The organism is Longispora albida DSM 44784 (genome assembly GCF_000379825.1).
GTDB classification, from domain to species: Bacteria; Actinomycetota; Actinomycetes; order Mycobacteriales; family Micromonosporaceae; genus Longispora; species Longispora albida.
Window position 1 is genome coordinate 493617 of record NZ_KB903814.1, and the last position, 15079, is coordinate 508695.

The 15079-nt window shown below is 71.5% G+C and carries 17 protein-coding genes; 6 read left to right on the forward strand and 11 right to left on the reverse strand.

The annotated features are described in order from the left end of the window. Positions 1 to 149: 149 nt before the first annotated feature. Together A3G1_RS0106465 and A3G1_RS0106470 are read left to right on the forward strand one after the other, a co-directional pair. The gene (locus A3G1_RS0106465) at positions 150 to 485 is read left to right on the forward strand and encodes a hypothetical protein (protein ID WP_018348655.1); all 336 of its coding nucleotides are present in this window, start codon (positions 150 to 152) and stop codon (positions 483 to 485) included. Further along, positions 485 to 817, forward strand: coding sequence for a hypothetical protein (locus A3G1_RS0106470; protein ID WP_157640952.1), 333 nt, complete (start codon positions 485 to 487; stop codon positions 815 to 817). Before A3G1_RS0106465 ends, A3G1_RS0106470 begins: the two co-directional genes overlap by 1 nt. Positions 818 to 858: 41 nt before the next feature. Here the strand turns inward: A3G1_RS0106470 and tyrS are convergent, their stop codons facing one another. The 3 genes from tyrS to A3G1_RS0106485 all read right to left on the reverse strand — a co-directional run bounded on the left by tyrS (position 859) and on the right by A3G1_RS0106485 (position 3998). Further along, positions 859 to 2208: a tyrosine--tRNA ligase gene (gene tyrS, locus A3G1_RS0106475; RefSeq protein ID WP_211216231.1), complete on the reverse strand. Its 1350-nt coding sequence runs from the start codon at positions 2206 to 2208 to the stop codon at positions 859 to 861. Between the two features lie 96 nt (positions 2209 to 2304). Further along, on the reverse strand, positions 2305 to 2952 hold the full coding sequence (locus tag A3G1_RS0106480; protein WP_018348658.1) for a response regulator: 648 nt from the start codon (positions 2950 to 2952) through the stop codon (positions 2305 to 2307). Beyond that, positions 2949 to 3998, reverse strand: coding sequence for a sensor histidine kinase (locus A3G1_RS0106485; protein WP_026211860.1), 1050 nt, complete (start codon positions 3996 to 3998; stop codon positions 2949 to 2951). Before A3G1_RS0106485 ends, A3G1_RS0106480 begins: the two co-directional genes overlap by 4 nt. Positions 3999 to 4119: 121 nt before the next feature. Between A3G1_RS0106485 and A3G1_RS0106490 the strand changes: the two genes are divergently transcribed. The 3 genes from A3G1_RS0106490 (at position 4120) to A3G1_RS0106500 (ending at position 5728) form a co-directional block, all read left to right on the forward strand. Then, positions 4120 to 4677 carry a hypothetical protein gene (locus A3G1_RS0106490; protein ID WP_018348660.1) on the forward strand — a complete coding sequence of 186 codons (558 nt, stop codon included), beginning with the start codon at positions 4120 to 4122 and terminating at the stop codon, positions 4675 to 4677. A gap of 83 nt (positions 4678 to 4760) precedes the next feature. Next, positions 4761 to 5174 carry a hypothetical protein gene (locus A3G1_RS0106495; protein ID WP_018348661.1) on the forward strand — a complete coding sequence of 138 codons (414 nt, stop codon included), beginning with the start codon at positions 4761 to 4763 and terminating at the stop codon, positions 5172 to 5174. A gap of 50 nt (positions 5175 to 5224) precedes the next feature. After that, positions 5225 to 5728: a DUF2231 domain-containing protein gene (locus A3G1_RS0106500; RefSeq protein ID WP_018348662.1), complete on the forward strand. Its 504-nt coding sequence runs from the start codon at positions 5225 to 5227 to the stop codon at positions 5726 to 5728. A 4-nt stretch (positions 5729 to 5732) separates the two neighbouring features. Here the strand turns inward: A3G1_RS0106500 and A3G1_RS0106505 are convergent, their stop codons facing one another. The 7 genes from A3G1_RS0106505 to A3G1_RS0106535 all read right to left on the reverse strand — a co-directional run bounded on the left by A3G1_RS0106505 (position 5733) and on the right by A3G1_RS0106535 (position 11725). Then, a complete protein-coding gene (locus A3G1_RS0106505; RefSeq protein ID WP_018348663.1) occupies positions 5733 to 6200 on the reverse strand; it encodes a hypothetical protein in 468 nt (155 codons plus the stop codon). A gap of 107 nt (positions 6201 to 6307) precedes the next feature. Continuing rightward, the gene (locus A3G1_RS38230) at positions 6308 to 6907 is read right to left on the reverse strand and encodes an HAD family hydrolase (RefSeq protein WP_018348664.1); all 600 of its coding nucleotides are present in this window, start codon (positions 6905 to 6907) and stop codon (positions 6308 to 6310) included. 9 nt (positions 6908 to 6916) lie between these two features. Beyond that, positions 6917 to 7522, reverse strand: coding sequence for a response regulator transcription factor (locus A3G1_RS0106515; RefSeq protein WP_018348665.1), 606 nt, complete (start codon positions 7520 to 7522; stop codon positions 6917 to 6919). A gap of 3 nt (positions 7523 to 7525) precedes the next feature. Further along, on the reverse strand, positions 7526 to 8695 hold the full coding sequence (locus tag A3G1_RS33535) for a sensor histidine kinase (RefSeq protein ID WP_085985675.1): 1170 nt from the start codon (positions 8693 to 8695) through the stop codon (positions 7526 to 7528). 114 nt (positions 8696 to 8809) lie between these two features. Then, positions 8810 to 9547 carry an ABC transporter permease gene (locus A3G1_RS0106525; RefSeq protein ID WP_018348667.1) on the reverse strand — a complete coding sequence of 246 codons (738 nt, stop codon included), beginning with the start codon at positions 9545 to 9547 and terminating at the stop codon, positions 8810 to 8812. Next, positions 9544 to 10464, reverse strand: a complete 921-nt coding sequence (locus A3G1_RS0106530) for an ABC transporter ATP-binding protein (RefSeq protein WP_018348668.1) — start codon at positions 10462 to 10464, stop codon at positions 9544 to 9546. The genes A3G1_RS0106525 and A3G1_RS0106530 overlap by 4 nt, the downstream gene beginning before the upstream one ends. An 85-nt stretch (positions 10465 to 10549) precedes the next feature. Beyond that, a complete protein-coding gene (locus A3G1_RS0106535) occupies positions 10550 to 11725 on the reverse strand; it encodes a helix-turn-helix domain-containing protein (protein ID WP_018348669.1) in 1176 nt (391 codons plus the stop codon). Between the two features lie 122 nt (positions 11726 to 11847). Between A3G1_RS0106535 and A3G1_RS0106540 the strand changes: the two genes are divergently transcribed. After that, on the forward strand, positions 11848 to 12102 hold the full coding sequence (locus A3G1_RS0106540) for a hypothetical protein (protein ID WP_018348670.1): 255 nt from the start codon (positions 11848 to 11850) through the stop codon (positions 12100 to 12102). Here A3G1_RS0106540 and A3G1_RS33540 read toward each other — a convergent pair. Next, a complete protein-coding gene (locus A3G1_RS33540; RefSeq protein WP_018348671.1) occupies positions 12088 to 14805 on the reverse strand; it encodes an AfsR/SARP family transcriptional regulator in 2718 nt (905 codons plus the stop codon). The two genes, A3G1_RS0106540 and A3G1_RS33540, sit on opposite strands and share 15 nt — an antisense overlap. Between the last annotated feature and the right edge of the window lie 274 nt (positions 14806 to 15079).

Below are 15079 nucleotides of genomic sequence, written 5' to 3' on the forward strand. Positions count from 1 at the left end.
GCTGTGGACGGTTGCCTGCTCCGGGGCCTGACGCTCCCCCACAGCCGCTTCCTGCGCCCCCCATTCCGGCCCGGAACCGTTGTCCCGTCCCAGGACGGGCGCTTGACTGCTGCCACCCGGAAGAACGTTCAGTGAGAAGGAGAAGGACCATGAGGAAACCACTTGCCGTCCTGGCGGCCACAGCGGCCATCGGAGCCGCGATGCTGGCTCCGGCTGCCCCCGCCGCGGCCGGCACCGGCGCGTGTGGCGGCACAGTTCACTACATGATCGGCAAGGGCGCGAACTTCGTCTGGGCCGACGCCTACGTCATGTGTGACGGCGAGGTCGAACGGCCGGCGAAGAACTACCTCTACCGCAGGAACGCCAACGGGACGCTGACCCAGGTCGCCACCGGTACGGGTGCGATCTACCACTACTGCACCACGTACGCGGTCAACACGTACGCGGTCCCCGACGGCCAGGAGCTCACGACGTGGTGCGGCTGATGGCGAGCACGAAGAGGTACCTCGCCCTGGCAGCCGCCGCCGGCGCGACCAGTGCCGCGCTGCTGGCCCCGGCGGCTCCGGCGGCTGCGGCCCCGAGCTGCTTCAGCTACTACGAGCTGACCAGCAGCACGGAAGCCGTTGACGCCGAGGGCTGGGCCGTCTGCTACGACGGCACCGAGAAGCCGATCACAGTGAACCTGTTCCGCAGGTCCCCGTCCGGTGTCTGGCAGCAGATCGCCACCGGCTACGGGTACGCGCGGCACGCGTGTGAGGGCACAGCCCTGACCTCGTACCGCGTGGGTCTGAAGACGATCCAGGCCAACTGCGGCTGAGAAGTGCGGGCCGCCCGGAGAGGGGACCGGGCGGCCCGTCCTCAGCGGACGATCCGGGCGACCTTCCGGCCAGCCTTCACGTACAGGCCCTCGGGATCGCCGGCGACCTCGGCCAGCGTCCGGTACACCGCTTCCTCCGGCAGGATCTCGCTCTCCTGCCCAGCCGCCGTCTCGCGGACCAGCCGGAGCCCGTTGCCCTTCGCGGTACGCCGGAGTGCGTTCATGCTCTCCGCGAAGCCCAGGTCCCGGGTGAGCAGCGTGCCGAGTGTCTCGGTACCGCTGGCCGCCAGGCTGAGTTCCGGCAGGTTGCGCGTGCCGGCGAACGAGCGCCGCGAGAACCGCGCGCCGAACTCCGCCCGGGCTGCGGCCGCCGCTTCGAGGCCGTGCAGCGCGGCGACGATGTCCCCGGCCAGCAGGCGCTTGACGGCCATCGGGTGCTGGCCTCCGAGCGCGGCGATCTCCGGGTCCGTCCACTCGGTCAGCGAGCGCAGGTACGGCACGGTCAGCCGGTCGGGGATGGACATGATCCCGCCGTACACGTCGTCCGGGCTGGCCGTGAGCGCGAGGTAGTTGCCCTTGCTCTTGCTCATCTTCGCCCCGGTGCCGTCGGTGCCCTCGATCAGCGGGGTCGTGACCACCAGCTCCGGTACCTGGCCGGACACCTCCATGACCTTGCGGCACATCTGGAGGTTGAGGAGCTGGTCGACGCCGCCGAGCTCGATGTCGGCGGTGATGGCGACGGAGTCGAGGGCCATGACGATCGAGTACAGGAACTCGGCCGTCGACAGGCCGGTGCCGGCCGCGAGCCGGTTGCGGAAGTCGTCGCGTTGCAGGGACATCGACACCGGTACCCGGGCTGCGATCTCCAGCAGCCGGGGCAGCGTGATCTCCCCGAGCCACGAGCCGTTGAACCGCAGCTCGGCCCGCCCGACGTCGATGAACGGGCTGACCTGCCGCTGGTACGTGCTCAGGTTCGCTGCGATCTCCGCGTCCGTGAGCGGCGGGCGGTCGCCGGCCTGCCCGGACGGATCGCCGATCTTCGCGGTGACGTCACCGATGATGAAGACGACCCGGTGCCCCATCCGCTGGAACCGGCTGGCCAGCACGATCGGCACCGCGTGCCCGAGATGGACGTCCGGTGAGGTCGGATCGATGCCGTACTTGACGACCAGCGGGCGGCCCCCGGCGATCAGCGCCGTCAGCGCCTCCTCGCCCGGGATCAGGTTCAGCGCGCGGCTGGTGATCAGCTCCGCCTGCCCTGCGGGGCCGAGCCCCGACAGGTCCATCGAGCGCCGCGCATATGTCTCGGCGAGGAGGTCCGCGACCAGGCCGTCATAGGAAAGATCGGCCCGATCGAGCGTGCCAGCCACCCGGATCACCGACTCTCGCATGCCGTTCATCTCCTGGTCACAACCTTTCTTCGCGTACCTGACGTGGCCAGTCACGTTAGCCCCCGGCCCACGGCACGGCACCGCGTTTTCCCCCGGCTATCCCAGGCCGTGGTCGCGGGCGTAGATCGCGGCCTGCGTCCGGTCGCGCACGCCGAGCCGGGCGATGATCCGCGACACGTGGTTCTTCACGGTCCCCTCGCTGACGTACAGGGCAGCGGCGATCTCCCGGTTGCTGGCCCCGGCGGCGAGCTGCCGGAGCACGTCCAGCTCCCGCCCGGTCAGGTCAGGTACCGGGCCGGTGGCCGCCGCCGGGCCCAGCCGGCCCAGTGCCTCGGCCAGGCGGGCCGTCGCGGCGGGGCCGAACGAGCCGGTGCCGGCGTGGGCGAGCCGGACGGCGCGGGCCAGCTCGGCGGCAGGCAGGTCCTTCAGCAGGTACCCGGCTGCCCCGGTCCGCACGGCGTGCACCACGTGCTCCTCGTCGTCGAAGGTGGACAGCATCAGCACCTGGCAGCCGGGCACCCTGGCCCGGAGCTGGGCCGTGGCCGACACCCCGTCGAGTACCGGCATCCGCACGTCCATCAGCACCACGTCTGGCCGGAGTTCGAGTGCGCGCTCGACGGCTTCCTGACCGTCGGCGGCCAGCCCGGCCACGACGACGCCGTCTTCCAGGCCGAGTAGCGCGGCCAGCGATTCGCGGATGAGCCGCTGATCGTCGGCGATGAGTACCCTGACCGGCTCGGTCACGCCCCACCGCCAGCCGGGATCGTCACCGCGAGCTGTGAGCCGGTGATCCGCAGTTCCCCGCCGGCCAGCGCGACGCGCTCCCGGATGCCGCGCAGCCCGCCGCCTTCCGGGCCGCCGATCCCTGGGCCGTCGTCGGTGACGGTCAGCTCGGCGGCGCGGCCGGCGAACGACACCTCAACGTCCACTGTGGTGGCTCCGGCGTGCCGGCGGGCGTTGGTGACGCCTTCCTGCGCGATCCGGTACACGGTGAGCAACGTGGCCGGATCCCAGCCGCCGTGGTCACCCGAGATGACGCAGCGGACAGCGGGCGGCCCCGGGAGCGCTTCCAGCCCGCGCAGCGCTGACGGCAGTTCGATGCCCTCCCGCAACGCCGTCAGCGAGTGCCGGACGTCCGCGAGCGCTTCCCGCGCCGAGTGTCTCGCGTCGGCCAGCGCCCGGCGGCTCACCTCCGGATCACGCTCGCTGAACGCGACGGCCTGGTCGAGCAGCAGCGTCACGGTCGTCAGGTGCTGCCCGAGATCGTCGTGGATCTCCCGGGACAGCCGGTTGCGCTCGGCCTGCGCTGACAGCTCCCCGATCCGCGCCGCGTACCTGGCCAGCCGCTCGCGGGCCGCCCGCTCGGCAGCCGCCGACTCGGCGAGCGCCATGACCAGCGCGAGCCCGAGCCCCAGCATGACGAGATCGGCCATGCCGTCCCGGCTCCCGTACCGCGCGGCTGCGGCCAGCCCCAGGCAGCCCGCAGCGAGCCCCGCACCGGCCCACCGCCCGAAGGCCAGGTACCCGGCGAACGGCACGAGCGCGAACAGCACCTCCGACAGCCCCGACCCGTCACCGGCCACCACGGCACCGGTCAGGATCACGCGGGCCACGAGCAGGCCGGCCGCGCGCCACGTACGCGGCTCGGCTGGCAGCAGTTCGAGCCCGGCCAGGGCCGCCAGCGCGGCGCCGAACAGCACGGGTGAACGCGGGCCGGCGTCACCGGCCGGCAGGAGACCGGCGAGCAGCACCGCACCGTACACAAGGAAAAGCGCCCATCGCGGGAACATGATCCGCAGGTTATCCGCAGAGCTGGACCACGTCGACATGCCGGAAGTCATGTGCCGTCCGGCGGTGAAGTCTCGCCTTTGTGCACTTCAGCAGGCCGGCGGGCTTTCCTAGGTTTCCGGCATGGATTTTCTTCTTCGTTTCGGCAGGGTCAGCGGCATCGCGGCCGGAGCACTGATCGCCGTGCCCGGCACCATCGAGGCCTTCACCGGCGAAACCACCCTGACCAGCGTGCTCATCGCCGTCTCGCCCACCTTCGCTTTCCCGCTTCTCACCGCGCTGTACCTCACCCAGCGTCACCGCGCCGGGAAACTCGGCCCCGCCGGATACGCGGCGAACGTGATCGGCCTCGGCTTGTTCGGCGGGGCGGCTTTCGCGCTCAATCTCGTGGTGTTCTTCACCGGCGGCACGCCGCCGACGCAGACCCGGATCGCATTGCTGTGCTCGGTCGCCGTCTTCTGCGCCGGGGTGCTGTTGTTCGGCGCCAGTCTCGTGAAAGCGCGCGTTCTCCCGCTCGTGCCGTCCATCGCTTATGGACCAGCGTTTTTCGCGCTCGCTTTCGCCTCCCGGCTGCCCGACTCCCCGCTGACGAGCGGGCTGCACCTGCTGGCCGGCGGCGCGGTGTGCTGGCTGGCCGTCGCGCTGGGCAACCGGGCCGGATCGGCCGCTCCCGCGAGCTGACCCCGGCTGATATCCCCTGCGGCAGGGCGATCCGTGTCATCATCGACGATCCGCCATCCACGATGATCCACACTGGAGGGACGATGCCGAGGCTCAACCACCCCGACACCCTGCTGTCCGAGATCCGCGATCTCCGCCGGCGGCTCCAGCTGCTGGAAGCCGGCCGGCCGCCCCGCCAGAGCATGGTGGCTCCCACATCCCCGGCATCGTCGTTCCTCCCGGTCAGGCCGGAGGACTGGCCCGGTACCGGCTCCGGTTACTGGGAGGCGCTGCTGTCCGCGGAGTTCCCCGCCGCAACGGCCATCGAGGTGACGGTCGCCCCCGGCCCGGGAACAGAGGGCGAGGCTCGCGTGCTCCTCGACGGCACCGTGACCGGCGCCCCGGTACCCGCCGGGAAGCATCGCTTGCTGCTCCCGGCGGGCGGCCGGGTCACTGTGGAGGCCCGCCGGATCCGGGGCGAGGGCCTGGTCCGGGTCATGGCGGCCCGGGAGGATTGAGCACCGGCTCCCGCTGGGTAACCCCTCAGGGAGACCTGCGGAGGTGTGTCATGAGAAGCAGCGCACGGGCACTCGGGCACGCGATCCACCCGATGCTGATCGTCTTCCCGCTGGGCCTGCTCAGCACTGCGGTGGTTTTCGACATCCTGCACCTGTTCACCAACCGTGCCGGGTTCCAGGTCGCCGCGGCGTACATGATCGGTGCCGGGGTGCTCGGCGGGCTGGTGGCCGGGGTCTTCGGTTTCGCTGACTGGCTGGGCATCCCGCCGGGTACCCGGGCCAGGCGTGTAGGTGCTGTGCACGGTCTGGGCAACGTGGTCGTGCTGGTGCTGTTCGCCGTGAGCTGGCTGCTCCGCGCGGACTCCGCCGACTGGGCGGCGACCGGCGTCGCCCTGGGGCTGAGCTTCGCCGGGGCCGTCCTGTCCGTGCTCACGGGCTGGCTCGGCGGCGAGCTGGTCCAGCGCCACGGCGTCAGCGTCGACGACGACGCCAGCCTGGACGCCACCAGCACCCTGGCGTCCCGCCCGGGTGGCGGACGGCCCCGGCAGGTCTGAGCGATCAGGGCAGCTCGCCGCCGGTGTTCCGGATCATCTGCCGGAGGACCTTCAGCGCGGTCACGTAGTCCGCGTCGTCGATGCCGTCGTGGATACGCCCCCGGATCTCCGGGGTGTGCCGCTTGAGGCTGAGCCGGGCAGCCTCGCCGGCCTCGGTGATCCACAGCCGCCCGTCAGCGTCGCGGGTCACCCAGCCGCGTTCGAGCAGGGTCACGGACTCGGCGTCCAGGTCGTCCTCCGCCCGGAGGTAGGTGCGCATCGCCTGGCGGAGTTCCGGGATGGTCATGCCGTGGCCGTCGGCGGAGATGTCGTGCGGCGACAGGTTCCTGAGGATCCAGAATCCCGGCTGGGTGAAGCCGAGTTCCGCCTGGCGGGCGCGGGTGAAGCCGATGAGCGCCTCGTAGGCCAGGCCGGTCCAGTAGGCGGCGGGCTGTGCGGCGAGCTCTGCGTCGGAGATGCGTTCGGTGGTCATGGCTCTTCCGTCCCTTCCGGACAATGATCAAGCTCCGCCCACGGTAGAACCTCAACCGCACTTCAGATCAAGAACGATCTTGTACCGGCTGCGCACGGGATCCGGGCTCACCAGCGGCAGCCCAGCCGCCGCAGATCCCGCCGGACCTGTTCGATGTCCCGGAAGAGAACCGTCCTCATCCCGAGCCGCGCGGCTGGCACAAGCGCCGGCTCCTTGTCGTCCACGAACAGGACCTCCCTGGCATCGGCCCGCGCCGTCGCGAGCAGCAGCTCGTAGATCCCAGGGTCGGGCTTGCGGATGCCTGCCTCGTGCGAGAACACGCCGCCCTTGAACAGGTGCAGGAACGGACTGCGGCGTTCGACCGCCTCGATCCGTTCCGCGACGTTGTCGGAGAGGTAGTACACGTCATAGTGCGGCGCGAGGTCACGGATCAGATCGCGGGTTCCCTCGTTGACCCGGTACCCGTCGAACCATCTCGCTTCGAGGTCGTCAGCGGGCACTGGCAGCCCGAGCCCCCGCCGGAATCCGGCCCAGAACTCGTCACGGGTCAGCTTGCCCTCCCGGTACGCGCTGCCCAGAGCACCGTTGAGCAGCTCCATCGCATGCGCCCGGTCCGTGCCGAACGTCTCGCACAGGTAGTCGGCGAATTCCGTGGTGCCGTCGCTGAACAGGACGCCACCCAGATCGAACGCCAGCACAGTGACCACCGCGCGATCCTAGAGCCAGCCGCGTTCCTCGGCGATCCGGGCCGCCTCGGGTGACGTGCGGGCGCCGGTCTTGCCGATCGCCGAGGACAGGTGATTGCGGACAGTCCCCTCCGACAGGTGTACCTGCCTGGCCACGTCAGCGACCGTCCCGCCCGGAGCCGCAGCGATCAGCACCTCGCGCTCGCGGGGCGTCAGCGGGCTCGGGCCGGTGGCCAGCGACTCGGCGGCCAGGGCCGGATCGACGACGCGGAGTCCGGCGTGGACCCGGCGGACGGCGTCGGCGAGCTGCTCCGGCGGCGAGTCCTTCACCACGAACCCGGCAGCGCCGGCCGCCATCGCCCTGGTCAGGTACCCGGGCCGGCCGAACGTCGTGCAGATGACGATCCGGACGGCCGGCATGGCCCGGTGCAGGGCGGCCGCAGCCGTCAGCCCGTCCATCACCGGCATCTGCACGTCGAGCAGCGCCACGTCCGGCTGGTGTTCCCTGGCCGCGGCCAGTACCTCGTCACCGGAGCCGACCTGGGCCACGACCTCGATGTCCGGTTCGAGGCCGAGCATCGTGGCCAGCGCGCCCCGGACGAGAGCCTGGTCGTCGGCGAGGAGTACCCGGATCATGTGTCAGTCTCCGTTCACTGTGGCTTGCCCGCGCAGCCGGTACCCGCCGCCGGGCATCGCCCCGGCCTCCAGGGCCGCACCGGCCTGGGCGAGGCGCTCGCGGAGCCCGGTGAGCCCGTTGCCCGGCAGGCCTGGCGAGCCGGGCGGCGCTGCGCCGTTGTCGGTGATCTCCAGCCAGTCCGCGCCCAGCCGGATCTGGCAGCGGCTCGCGCCCGAGTGGCGCAGGACGTTGGTCACGCCCTCTCGTACCAGGTAAGCGAATGGCTCGTGAAGTTCCTCGCGGACGTCGTCGACCGCGTGCGGCAGGTCAGCGAGGATCTGCCCGGCTGCCAGAGCTGCCCGTGCTCCGGCGATCTCGGCGGCGAGCGACGCGCGGCGGTAGCCCGACACCGTGGCGCGGACCTCGGTGAGCGCGAGCCGGGAGAGCCGTTCGAGGTCGGAGATCTCGCCGATCGCCTGGTCGACGGCCGCGCTACCGGCCTGACCGCTCGTCTCCAGGAGCCGGCGGGCCAGGCCTGCCTTCACAGTGATCGTGGTGAGGCTGTGGCCGAGCACGTCGTGCAGGTCGCGGGCGACCCGTTCGCGCTCCGTGACGACGGCGAGATTGGCCAGTTCGTGACGGGTGCGGACGAGCTCACGGCCGTTGCGGAGCAGCATGCCCATCATGCCGGTGGTCGCGGCGATCGCCAGCAGCGCCAGCCACGAGCCGAAATGCGACCTGGTCTCGCCCCAGACCAGCACGACCAGCAGCAGCGTGCCGAGCAGCCCGCCGTTGAACAGCAGCATCAACCGCGTCGGCAGGGTCAGCGCCGCGACCGCGACGACGTAGATGTAGAGGGTCAGGCCGCCGAGCCCCTCGGTGGCGACCAGCACCGACGCGAGCACGGTCAGCCAGGCCAGCGCGGCGAGCCTGTACCTGAGCGGCGAGTGCCACACGCCGACCGACAGCACGACATAACTGACCGCGTAGACGAGCAGGCCGGCGATGGACAGCACCTTCAGCCAGGCCGGCAGGTCACGCCTGGTGACCTCCAGCGCGTCCGGTACCAGGAACAACGCGAAGAAGATCGCCACGACGACGCCCCAGCGGCGGGAACCGAGCATGACCCGCGGCTCCTGCTCGGCGGCGTCGGCGGCCACCACCGGCGAGACATGACGATCTTGGGAACCCATGACTGCCGAGCATAGAGGTCCTAACTCGATGGCGGTGGTGCTGGCGGCACCAGTCATCGAGTTAGGACCTCTTGGCCCCGGCCAGGTGGCCGGGGCTCCCGCCTGGTTTCCTCGTCACACCCTGACCGCGTCCGTCACGTACCGCCGGGCGGCCAGCAGGCCGGTGAGCAGCGCGTACCCGCCCAGTACCGCGAGGGCCACGCCCAGGGTCGCCTTCGGGGCGAAGGCGGAGCGGCCGACCTCCTGGAGCCAGTACGTCGGCGTGACCTTCATGATGTTCCGCATCCACTCCGGAGCCACCGCCGCCGGGATCCACATCCCGCCCAGCAGGCCCAGCGCCATCATCGAACCGCTGATGATCGGCTGGAGGCTGTCGGGGGAGGCGAACATCCCGATCATGATGCCGAGCACCGCGAACGGGGTTACGGCCAGCCACAGCCCGCCCGTCGCGGTCAGCCACTGCCCGGCGTCCAGCTCGACGCCCCGGATGACGCCGAGGATCGACACGATGACGATGCACGGCAGGGCCATCAGCATCGCCAGGGCACCCTTGGCCAGCATGTACCCGATCCCGGACAGCGGAGTCAGCCGCAGCTGCCGCTGCCAGCCGATCCCGCGCTCGAAGGCGATCTGCGCGCCGGTCGACATCGCCGCGCCCATCGCGCCGTACCCGGCCATGCTCACCATCAGCGAGGCGGTGACCGGCGTGCCGTCCGGGTACGCCGCGCCCTTGCCGGCCCACAGCCCGCAGTAGATCAGGAAGAGGACGGCTGGCATCACGATCGTGAAGACGCTGAACCGGATGTTGCGCAGCGTGATCCGGGCTTCCAGCAGCAGGTAACGGATGTTCACAGGTTCTCCTCCGAAGTGAGCGCCAGGAACGCGTCTTCCAGGTTCACGGCGGCGATCTCGATGTCGTGGGCTGCGGGGAAGGCCGCGAGCAGCGCGCGCAGGGTCCGGTCGGAGTCGGCGCAGCTCAGCACCGCCCGCCCGTCCCGCAGTTCCAGGCCGGTCACCGAGGGCAGCCCGGCGAGCTGATCGGCCGAGGCCCCGGGTACCACAGCGCGCAGCGTGCGCCCGGACACCGCGGACCGGACCTGCGCGACGGTGCCGTCAGCGATCACCCGGCCCGCCCGGAGCATGACGACCCGGTCAGCGAACTCCTCGGCCTCCGCGAGGTAGTGCGTCGCGAACAGCACCGTCCGGCCCCGCGACGTGTACTCCCGCATCGACTGCCAGAACTGCCGCCGGATCTCGACGTCCATCGCGACGGTCGGCTCGTCGAGGACGAGGAAGTCCGGCTCGGACACCAGCGCGATCGCGAACCGCACCCGCTGCTTCTGCCCGCCCGACAGCTTGCCGCACTTCTGCCCGGCGATGCCGTCGATCCCGGCCTGCCGCATCGTCTCGGCCGCCCGCTCGGGCCTGCCGTGCAGTGCGGCGACGATGGCCAGTGTCTCGCCGACCGTCACGTCGGCCCGCAGGTTGTCCTTCTGGAGCATGGCCCCGACCGACCCGCTGAGGACGGCCTCCCGGGGCGCCTTCCCGAAGATGGCGACCTCACCGGAGTCCGGCCGGCTCAGGCCCAGCATGATGTCCACAGTGGTGGACTTCCCGGCCCCGTTCGGGCCGAGCAGCGCGACCACCTCGCCGGGCGCGATCGTGAGGTCGACGCCGTCCACGGCGCGAATTTCGCCGTAGCGCTTGTGCAGCCCGCTCAGGCTCAGCGCGGCCCCGGCCACGGCCTGCGCTGCGATCGTCTTCGTCATGCCCAGAACTCTGCCGGTCAGCCACCCCGGCCACCCGGGCCAGCCGTCACGACCTCACCATGACAGTTGTCATGCCCAAGCATGTTCAGGCCCGGACGACCTCCCGCAGCCGGGTACTGAAGTCCTGGGTGGACTGCTCCCCCGGGTACCTGGCGTGGAGAACGGACTCCAGCTCGCTCGCGACCATCACCAGGCTCGGCAGCGATCGGCGTTCACCCTCCAGCGCGGCCACCCCGTGGTGTACCGCGCGTTCCAGGTCCCCGGCCCGCGCGGCCACCACGCCGAGCGTGAGCCGGGCCTCGGCGGCCCGCATCGGCGATCGTTCGACGCCGCCCGGCCCGGCCGACGTGCGCAGCACCTCGGTGGCATGCCGGGACGCCCGGGTGTCGTCACCGGCCAGCCGGTAGGCATCCATCGCGTAGAAGTCCCACTTGCCCGGGTCGACGTGGAAGTGATGTTCGGGGCGGGCCGGTGGAGGCAGCGCGCCCAGCCGTTGCGCGCCTTCCTCCAGCGTGGACCGGACGGCCGTGGTATCCCCCATCCTGGCCAGGGCCTTGGCCCGTTGCGCGAGGAGCTGCACGGCGACCGAGCTGTTCAGCCCCGCGAGGACCCCAGCCTCGGCTTCGGCCAGCACATCGGCGTACCGGCCCTGCGTCAGCGCGAACCAGGCTCCCATCTCGTGCGCCCACGCCAGCAGCTCGCCGTTACCCGACTCGTGCGCGAGCTGCCGGGCCGCCGTGCGGGTCGCCTCGGCCGCCACCCGCAGCCCCAGGTCGTACTCAAGGCAGCTCGCCAGCAGCGCGAGCTGGCCAGCATGGGTGAGCAGGACCTGACGCTGGCGCAGGCCGAGCGGACGGCGCAGCGCTTCCGCCAGGCGACCCAGCCACCGGTGTGCCTCCCGCCGCAGCTCGGCGGCTTCCGCATGCGGATACTCGCAGCACAGTTCGAAGACGGCTGTCTCCACCTGTTCCAGGGTCCGGACGGAGATCTCTGACGCGTGTACCTGCTCGATCAGGTCCGCTGTCTGCCACGGCCGCGCCTCGCGGGCAGCAGCTGTGTCCAGGTGCATCGCGGCGATGATCTCCCCGTCGGCGCCGAGTGCCGCGTCGCACGCCCGTGCCACAGCCTCAGTGGGCACCTTCCGGCCGTTGATCACCTTCGACAGATAGCCCTTGTCGAACCGGGCGAGCCCGGCCAGCCGGTTCTGTGAAACACCGCGCTCCAGCATGATCCGCCGGACCGTCTCACCGAACGAGGACACCGCCCACCGTCCCCACCGTTGCCCGTCGCAGGGGGCAACACAGGCAACCTGACGAATGTCCACTGTACTCCGGCAGGCTCACTGTCAGTGCTTTTGCCCTACACGGCAGAGAGGGACATCCGATGCTCAGCGCTGAGACCCAGGCATCCTGGGAGAGCTTCATCCGCGCCACGCTGACCGCGCAGGACGTACTGGTTCTGCATCACAGGATCCCCGGGCGTCGCGGCTGGTGCTTCGGCTGCCTGGAATGGGGCCGTCAGACCCCGTGGCCGTGCAAGTCAAGGCTCCTCGCGGCCAGGACCAGGGCGCAGGAGTACGCCGCAGCAGGGGATCTCGCCGCACGCAACAGGCTGCTCGCCGAACTAGGCGGCGACTGACCGGGCCTGGCTCTCCAGGGTGGACAGGAGGGTGCGGGCTCGTCCGCGGCCGGGGAGCCAGCCGATGGCGTCGCAGATCGCCAGGCCCTCGCGGGCTGTGGCCAGGGCCTGGCGGTGGCGGCCTCGCCTGCTCAGCGCCTCACTCATCGTGATCAGGCACTCGGCCTCGCCTTCGCGGTCGCCGAACTCGCGGTGCACCGGCAGGCTTCTCTCCACGGCGGACAGTGCAGCCGTCACGTCGCCGTCCGCGAGGTGCACGATGGCCGAGTTGCTGAGCGAGACCGCAGAGCCGAGCCGGTGGCCGGCCAGGTCGTTGTGCTCGATCGAGCGGAGGTAGCAGCCGAAGGCCTCGCGCACGCGGCCCTGCTTGCGGTACGACTCGCCGAGGTTGCACCACGCGATGCCCTGCCCGCGATGGTCGCCGAGCGCCGCGTACACCGCGATGGCCTCCCGTACCCCGGCCTCGGCCTCCTCGTGGCGGCCGAGCAGGTCGTGGATGAGGGCGAGGTTGGCGCAGGTCCGGGCGAGCTGGGCCCGGTCGCCGACCTCGCGCCAGATCGCCGCTGCCCGCTCCAGGTACCTGGCGGCTTCGGCGTTGCGGCTCAGCGACCAGTACCCGCCGGCCAGCGAGCCGAGCACCGCTGCCTCCCCGCGCCGGGAGCCGAGCTGGCGGGCCGTCACCAGGCCGACGTCGCCGGCTGCCAGCAGGTCGTTCAGGTACCGCCGGTAGTGGAGCGCCCACATCAGCTCCTCGACGAACATGGGCAGTTCCGGCCCCGGGCTCACGGCGGAGGCGTGCAGGAGGGCGAGCAGGTTCGTGCGCTCCTGGTCGAGCCAGGCGAGCGCGGCCGGTGGCCCGGCGAAGGCCACGCCTGACGGCAGTTCCCGCTGGGCGTCCCGGGGCCTGGGCGGCGAGAGGACCAGCCGCGCCGCGCTGAGCGCCGACGTGTACCAGCCCAGCAGCCGCGCCCGCACCTGCTCCGGCCGCCCCGGCGGCTCGTGCAGCCCGGCCAGCTCCCGCGCGTAGAGCCGGAGCAGGTCGTGCGCCCGGTACCGGCCGCGCGGGCAGTCAGCCAGCTGCGCGTCGGCCAGCTCGCTGAGCAGCCCCGTGGCCGTCACGTCGTCCGTACCGAGCAGCGCCCCGGCAGCCCCGGCCGGCAGGTCAGGCCCCGGCACGAGCCCCAGCACCCGGAACGCCTCAGCCGCCCGGCCGCTGAGCTGGGCGTACCCGACCTCGAAGCTGCACCGGACCTCCAGGTCACCGGCCCGCAGCTCGTCCAGCCGGTGCCGCTCGTCGGCCAGCAGGCCCGCCAGCCCGGCCACCGGCCAGTACGGGCGGGCGGCCAGCCGCGCACCCGCGATCCGCAGCGCCAGCGGCAGCCCGCCGCAGGCCTCGATGACCTCGGCGGCCGGCACCTGTTCCGCCGCGAGCCGGGCCTCGCCGGCCAGCCTGGCCAGCAGCTTCCACGCCTGCCTGCTGTCCAGCACGCCGAGGCGCAGGTGCCGCGCATCGTCCAGAGTGGACACCCGTCCCCGGCTGGTGACCAGTACGCCACAGCCGGGCTCGGCGGGCAGGATGTGCCGGATCTGCGCGGGGCTGGCCACGTCGTCGAGGACCATCAGGAGCCGGCGTCCGGCCACCCGGCTTCGGAACTGCGCTCCGGCCTCCTCAGGGTCACCCGGCACCTCGCTCGGGTGCACGCCCAGGGCCCGCAGCGCCTGCCCGGCCACCTCGCCGCTGGCCATCGGGGTCAGGCCGGGCATCGCGCCGCGCAGCCGGAGGAAGATCTGCCCGTCCGGGTACCGCCCGGCCAGCCGGTGGGCAGCCCGCACAGCCAGCGCCGACTTTCCCACTCCGGCAGGCCCGTCCAGTACGGCGATCGGCACGGCGCCCCGGTACTCGGCGAAGTGCGTCAGCAACTCGGCAAGCTCGACGTCCCGGCCGGTGAAGGTGGCCGGATCCAGCGGGAGCTGCCGGGGCACGTGCACGAGCCTGCCCGCCTCGGCCGCCGCTCCCCCGTCCAGCTCCGGCGCTCCGGCGAGGATGCGCTGGTGGAGGTCTGTCAGGCTCGCGCCGGGCTCGATGCCCAGCTCGGTCACCAGAAGGTCGCGGATCTTCCGGTAGGCGGCGAGGGCTTCTGCCCGCCTGCCCGACCGGTGCAGCGCCAGCATCAGCGCCGACCACAGCCGCTCGCGGAGCGGGTGAGCCTCGGCGACAGCGCCCAGCTCTGCGGACAGCCGGCGGTGCTCGCCCAGCTCCAGCTCGGCCTCCGCCAGGTCTTCCATCGCGCCCAGCCGGAGCTCCTCCAACCGGCGCGTCTCGTGCTCCACACAGGGCACGTCGCCGATCCCCGCGAACGGCGTCCCCCGCCACAACGCCAGCGCCTCGCGCAGATGCCCGGCAGCAACTCCCGCATCCTCAGCGTGCTTGGCCCGCTGGAGCAACAACTCAAAGGCGGCCGCATCGGAGTCCAGCCCGGACAGTTCGTACCCGGCGGGCCTGGTCACCAGCGTGTGATCAGCGCCGACCTTCCGGAGCAGCCCCCGCAACCGGGAAGCCCTGACCTGCACGGCGTTCGCAGGCTGGGCCGGCTGCCGCCCCGGCCACAGCGCCTCGGCCAGATGACTCGCCGGCACGGGCCGTCCACTGTGCGCGAACAGCTCGGCCAGCAGCACCCTGTCCTTGTCGGAGCTCGGCTCCAACGCGACATCTTCAGTACTGAGAGTGACGGGACCCAGGACCAATAGCCGCATCATGCCCCCTCACCGCCGGCGGAACGTCAACGGTCAACCTACAACGCGACCCAGACATTCCCGCCCCGCCAGTACACCCAGAGGCTCTTAGCTTTTGACTTTCAGCCCTTGATCTTGATCTAACGCGAAGTGGCCCGGTGAGAGCGAATCTGGCAAGCGTCGCGGCTTCCCTCGTACCGGTGTTGTACGCGGGAAGCCGCGACGCGCAGTCCAGATTCGCTCT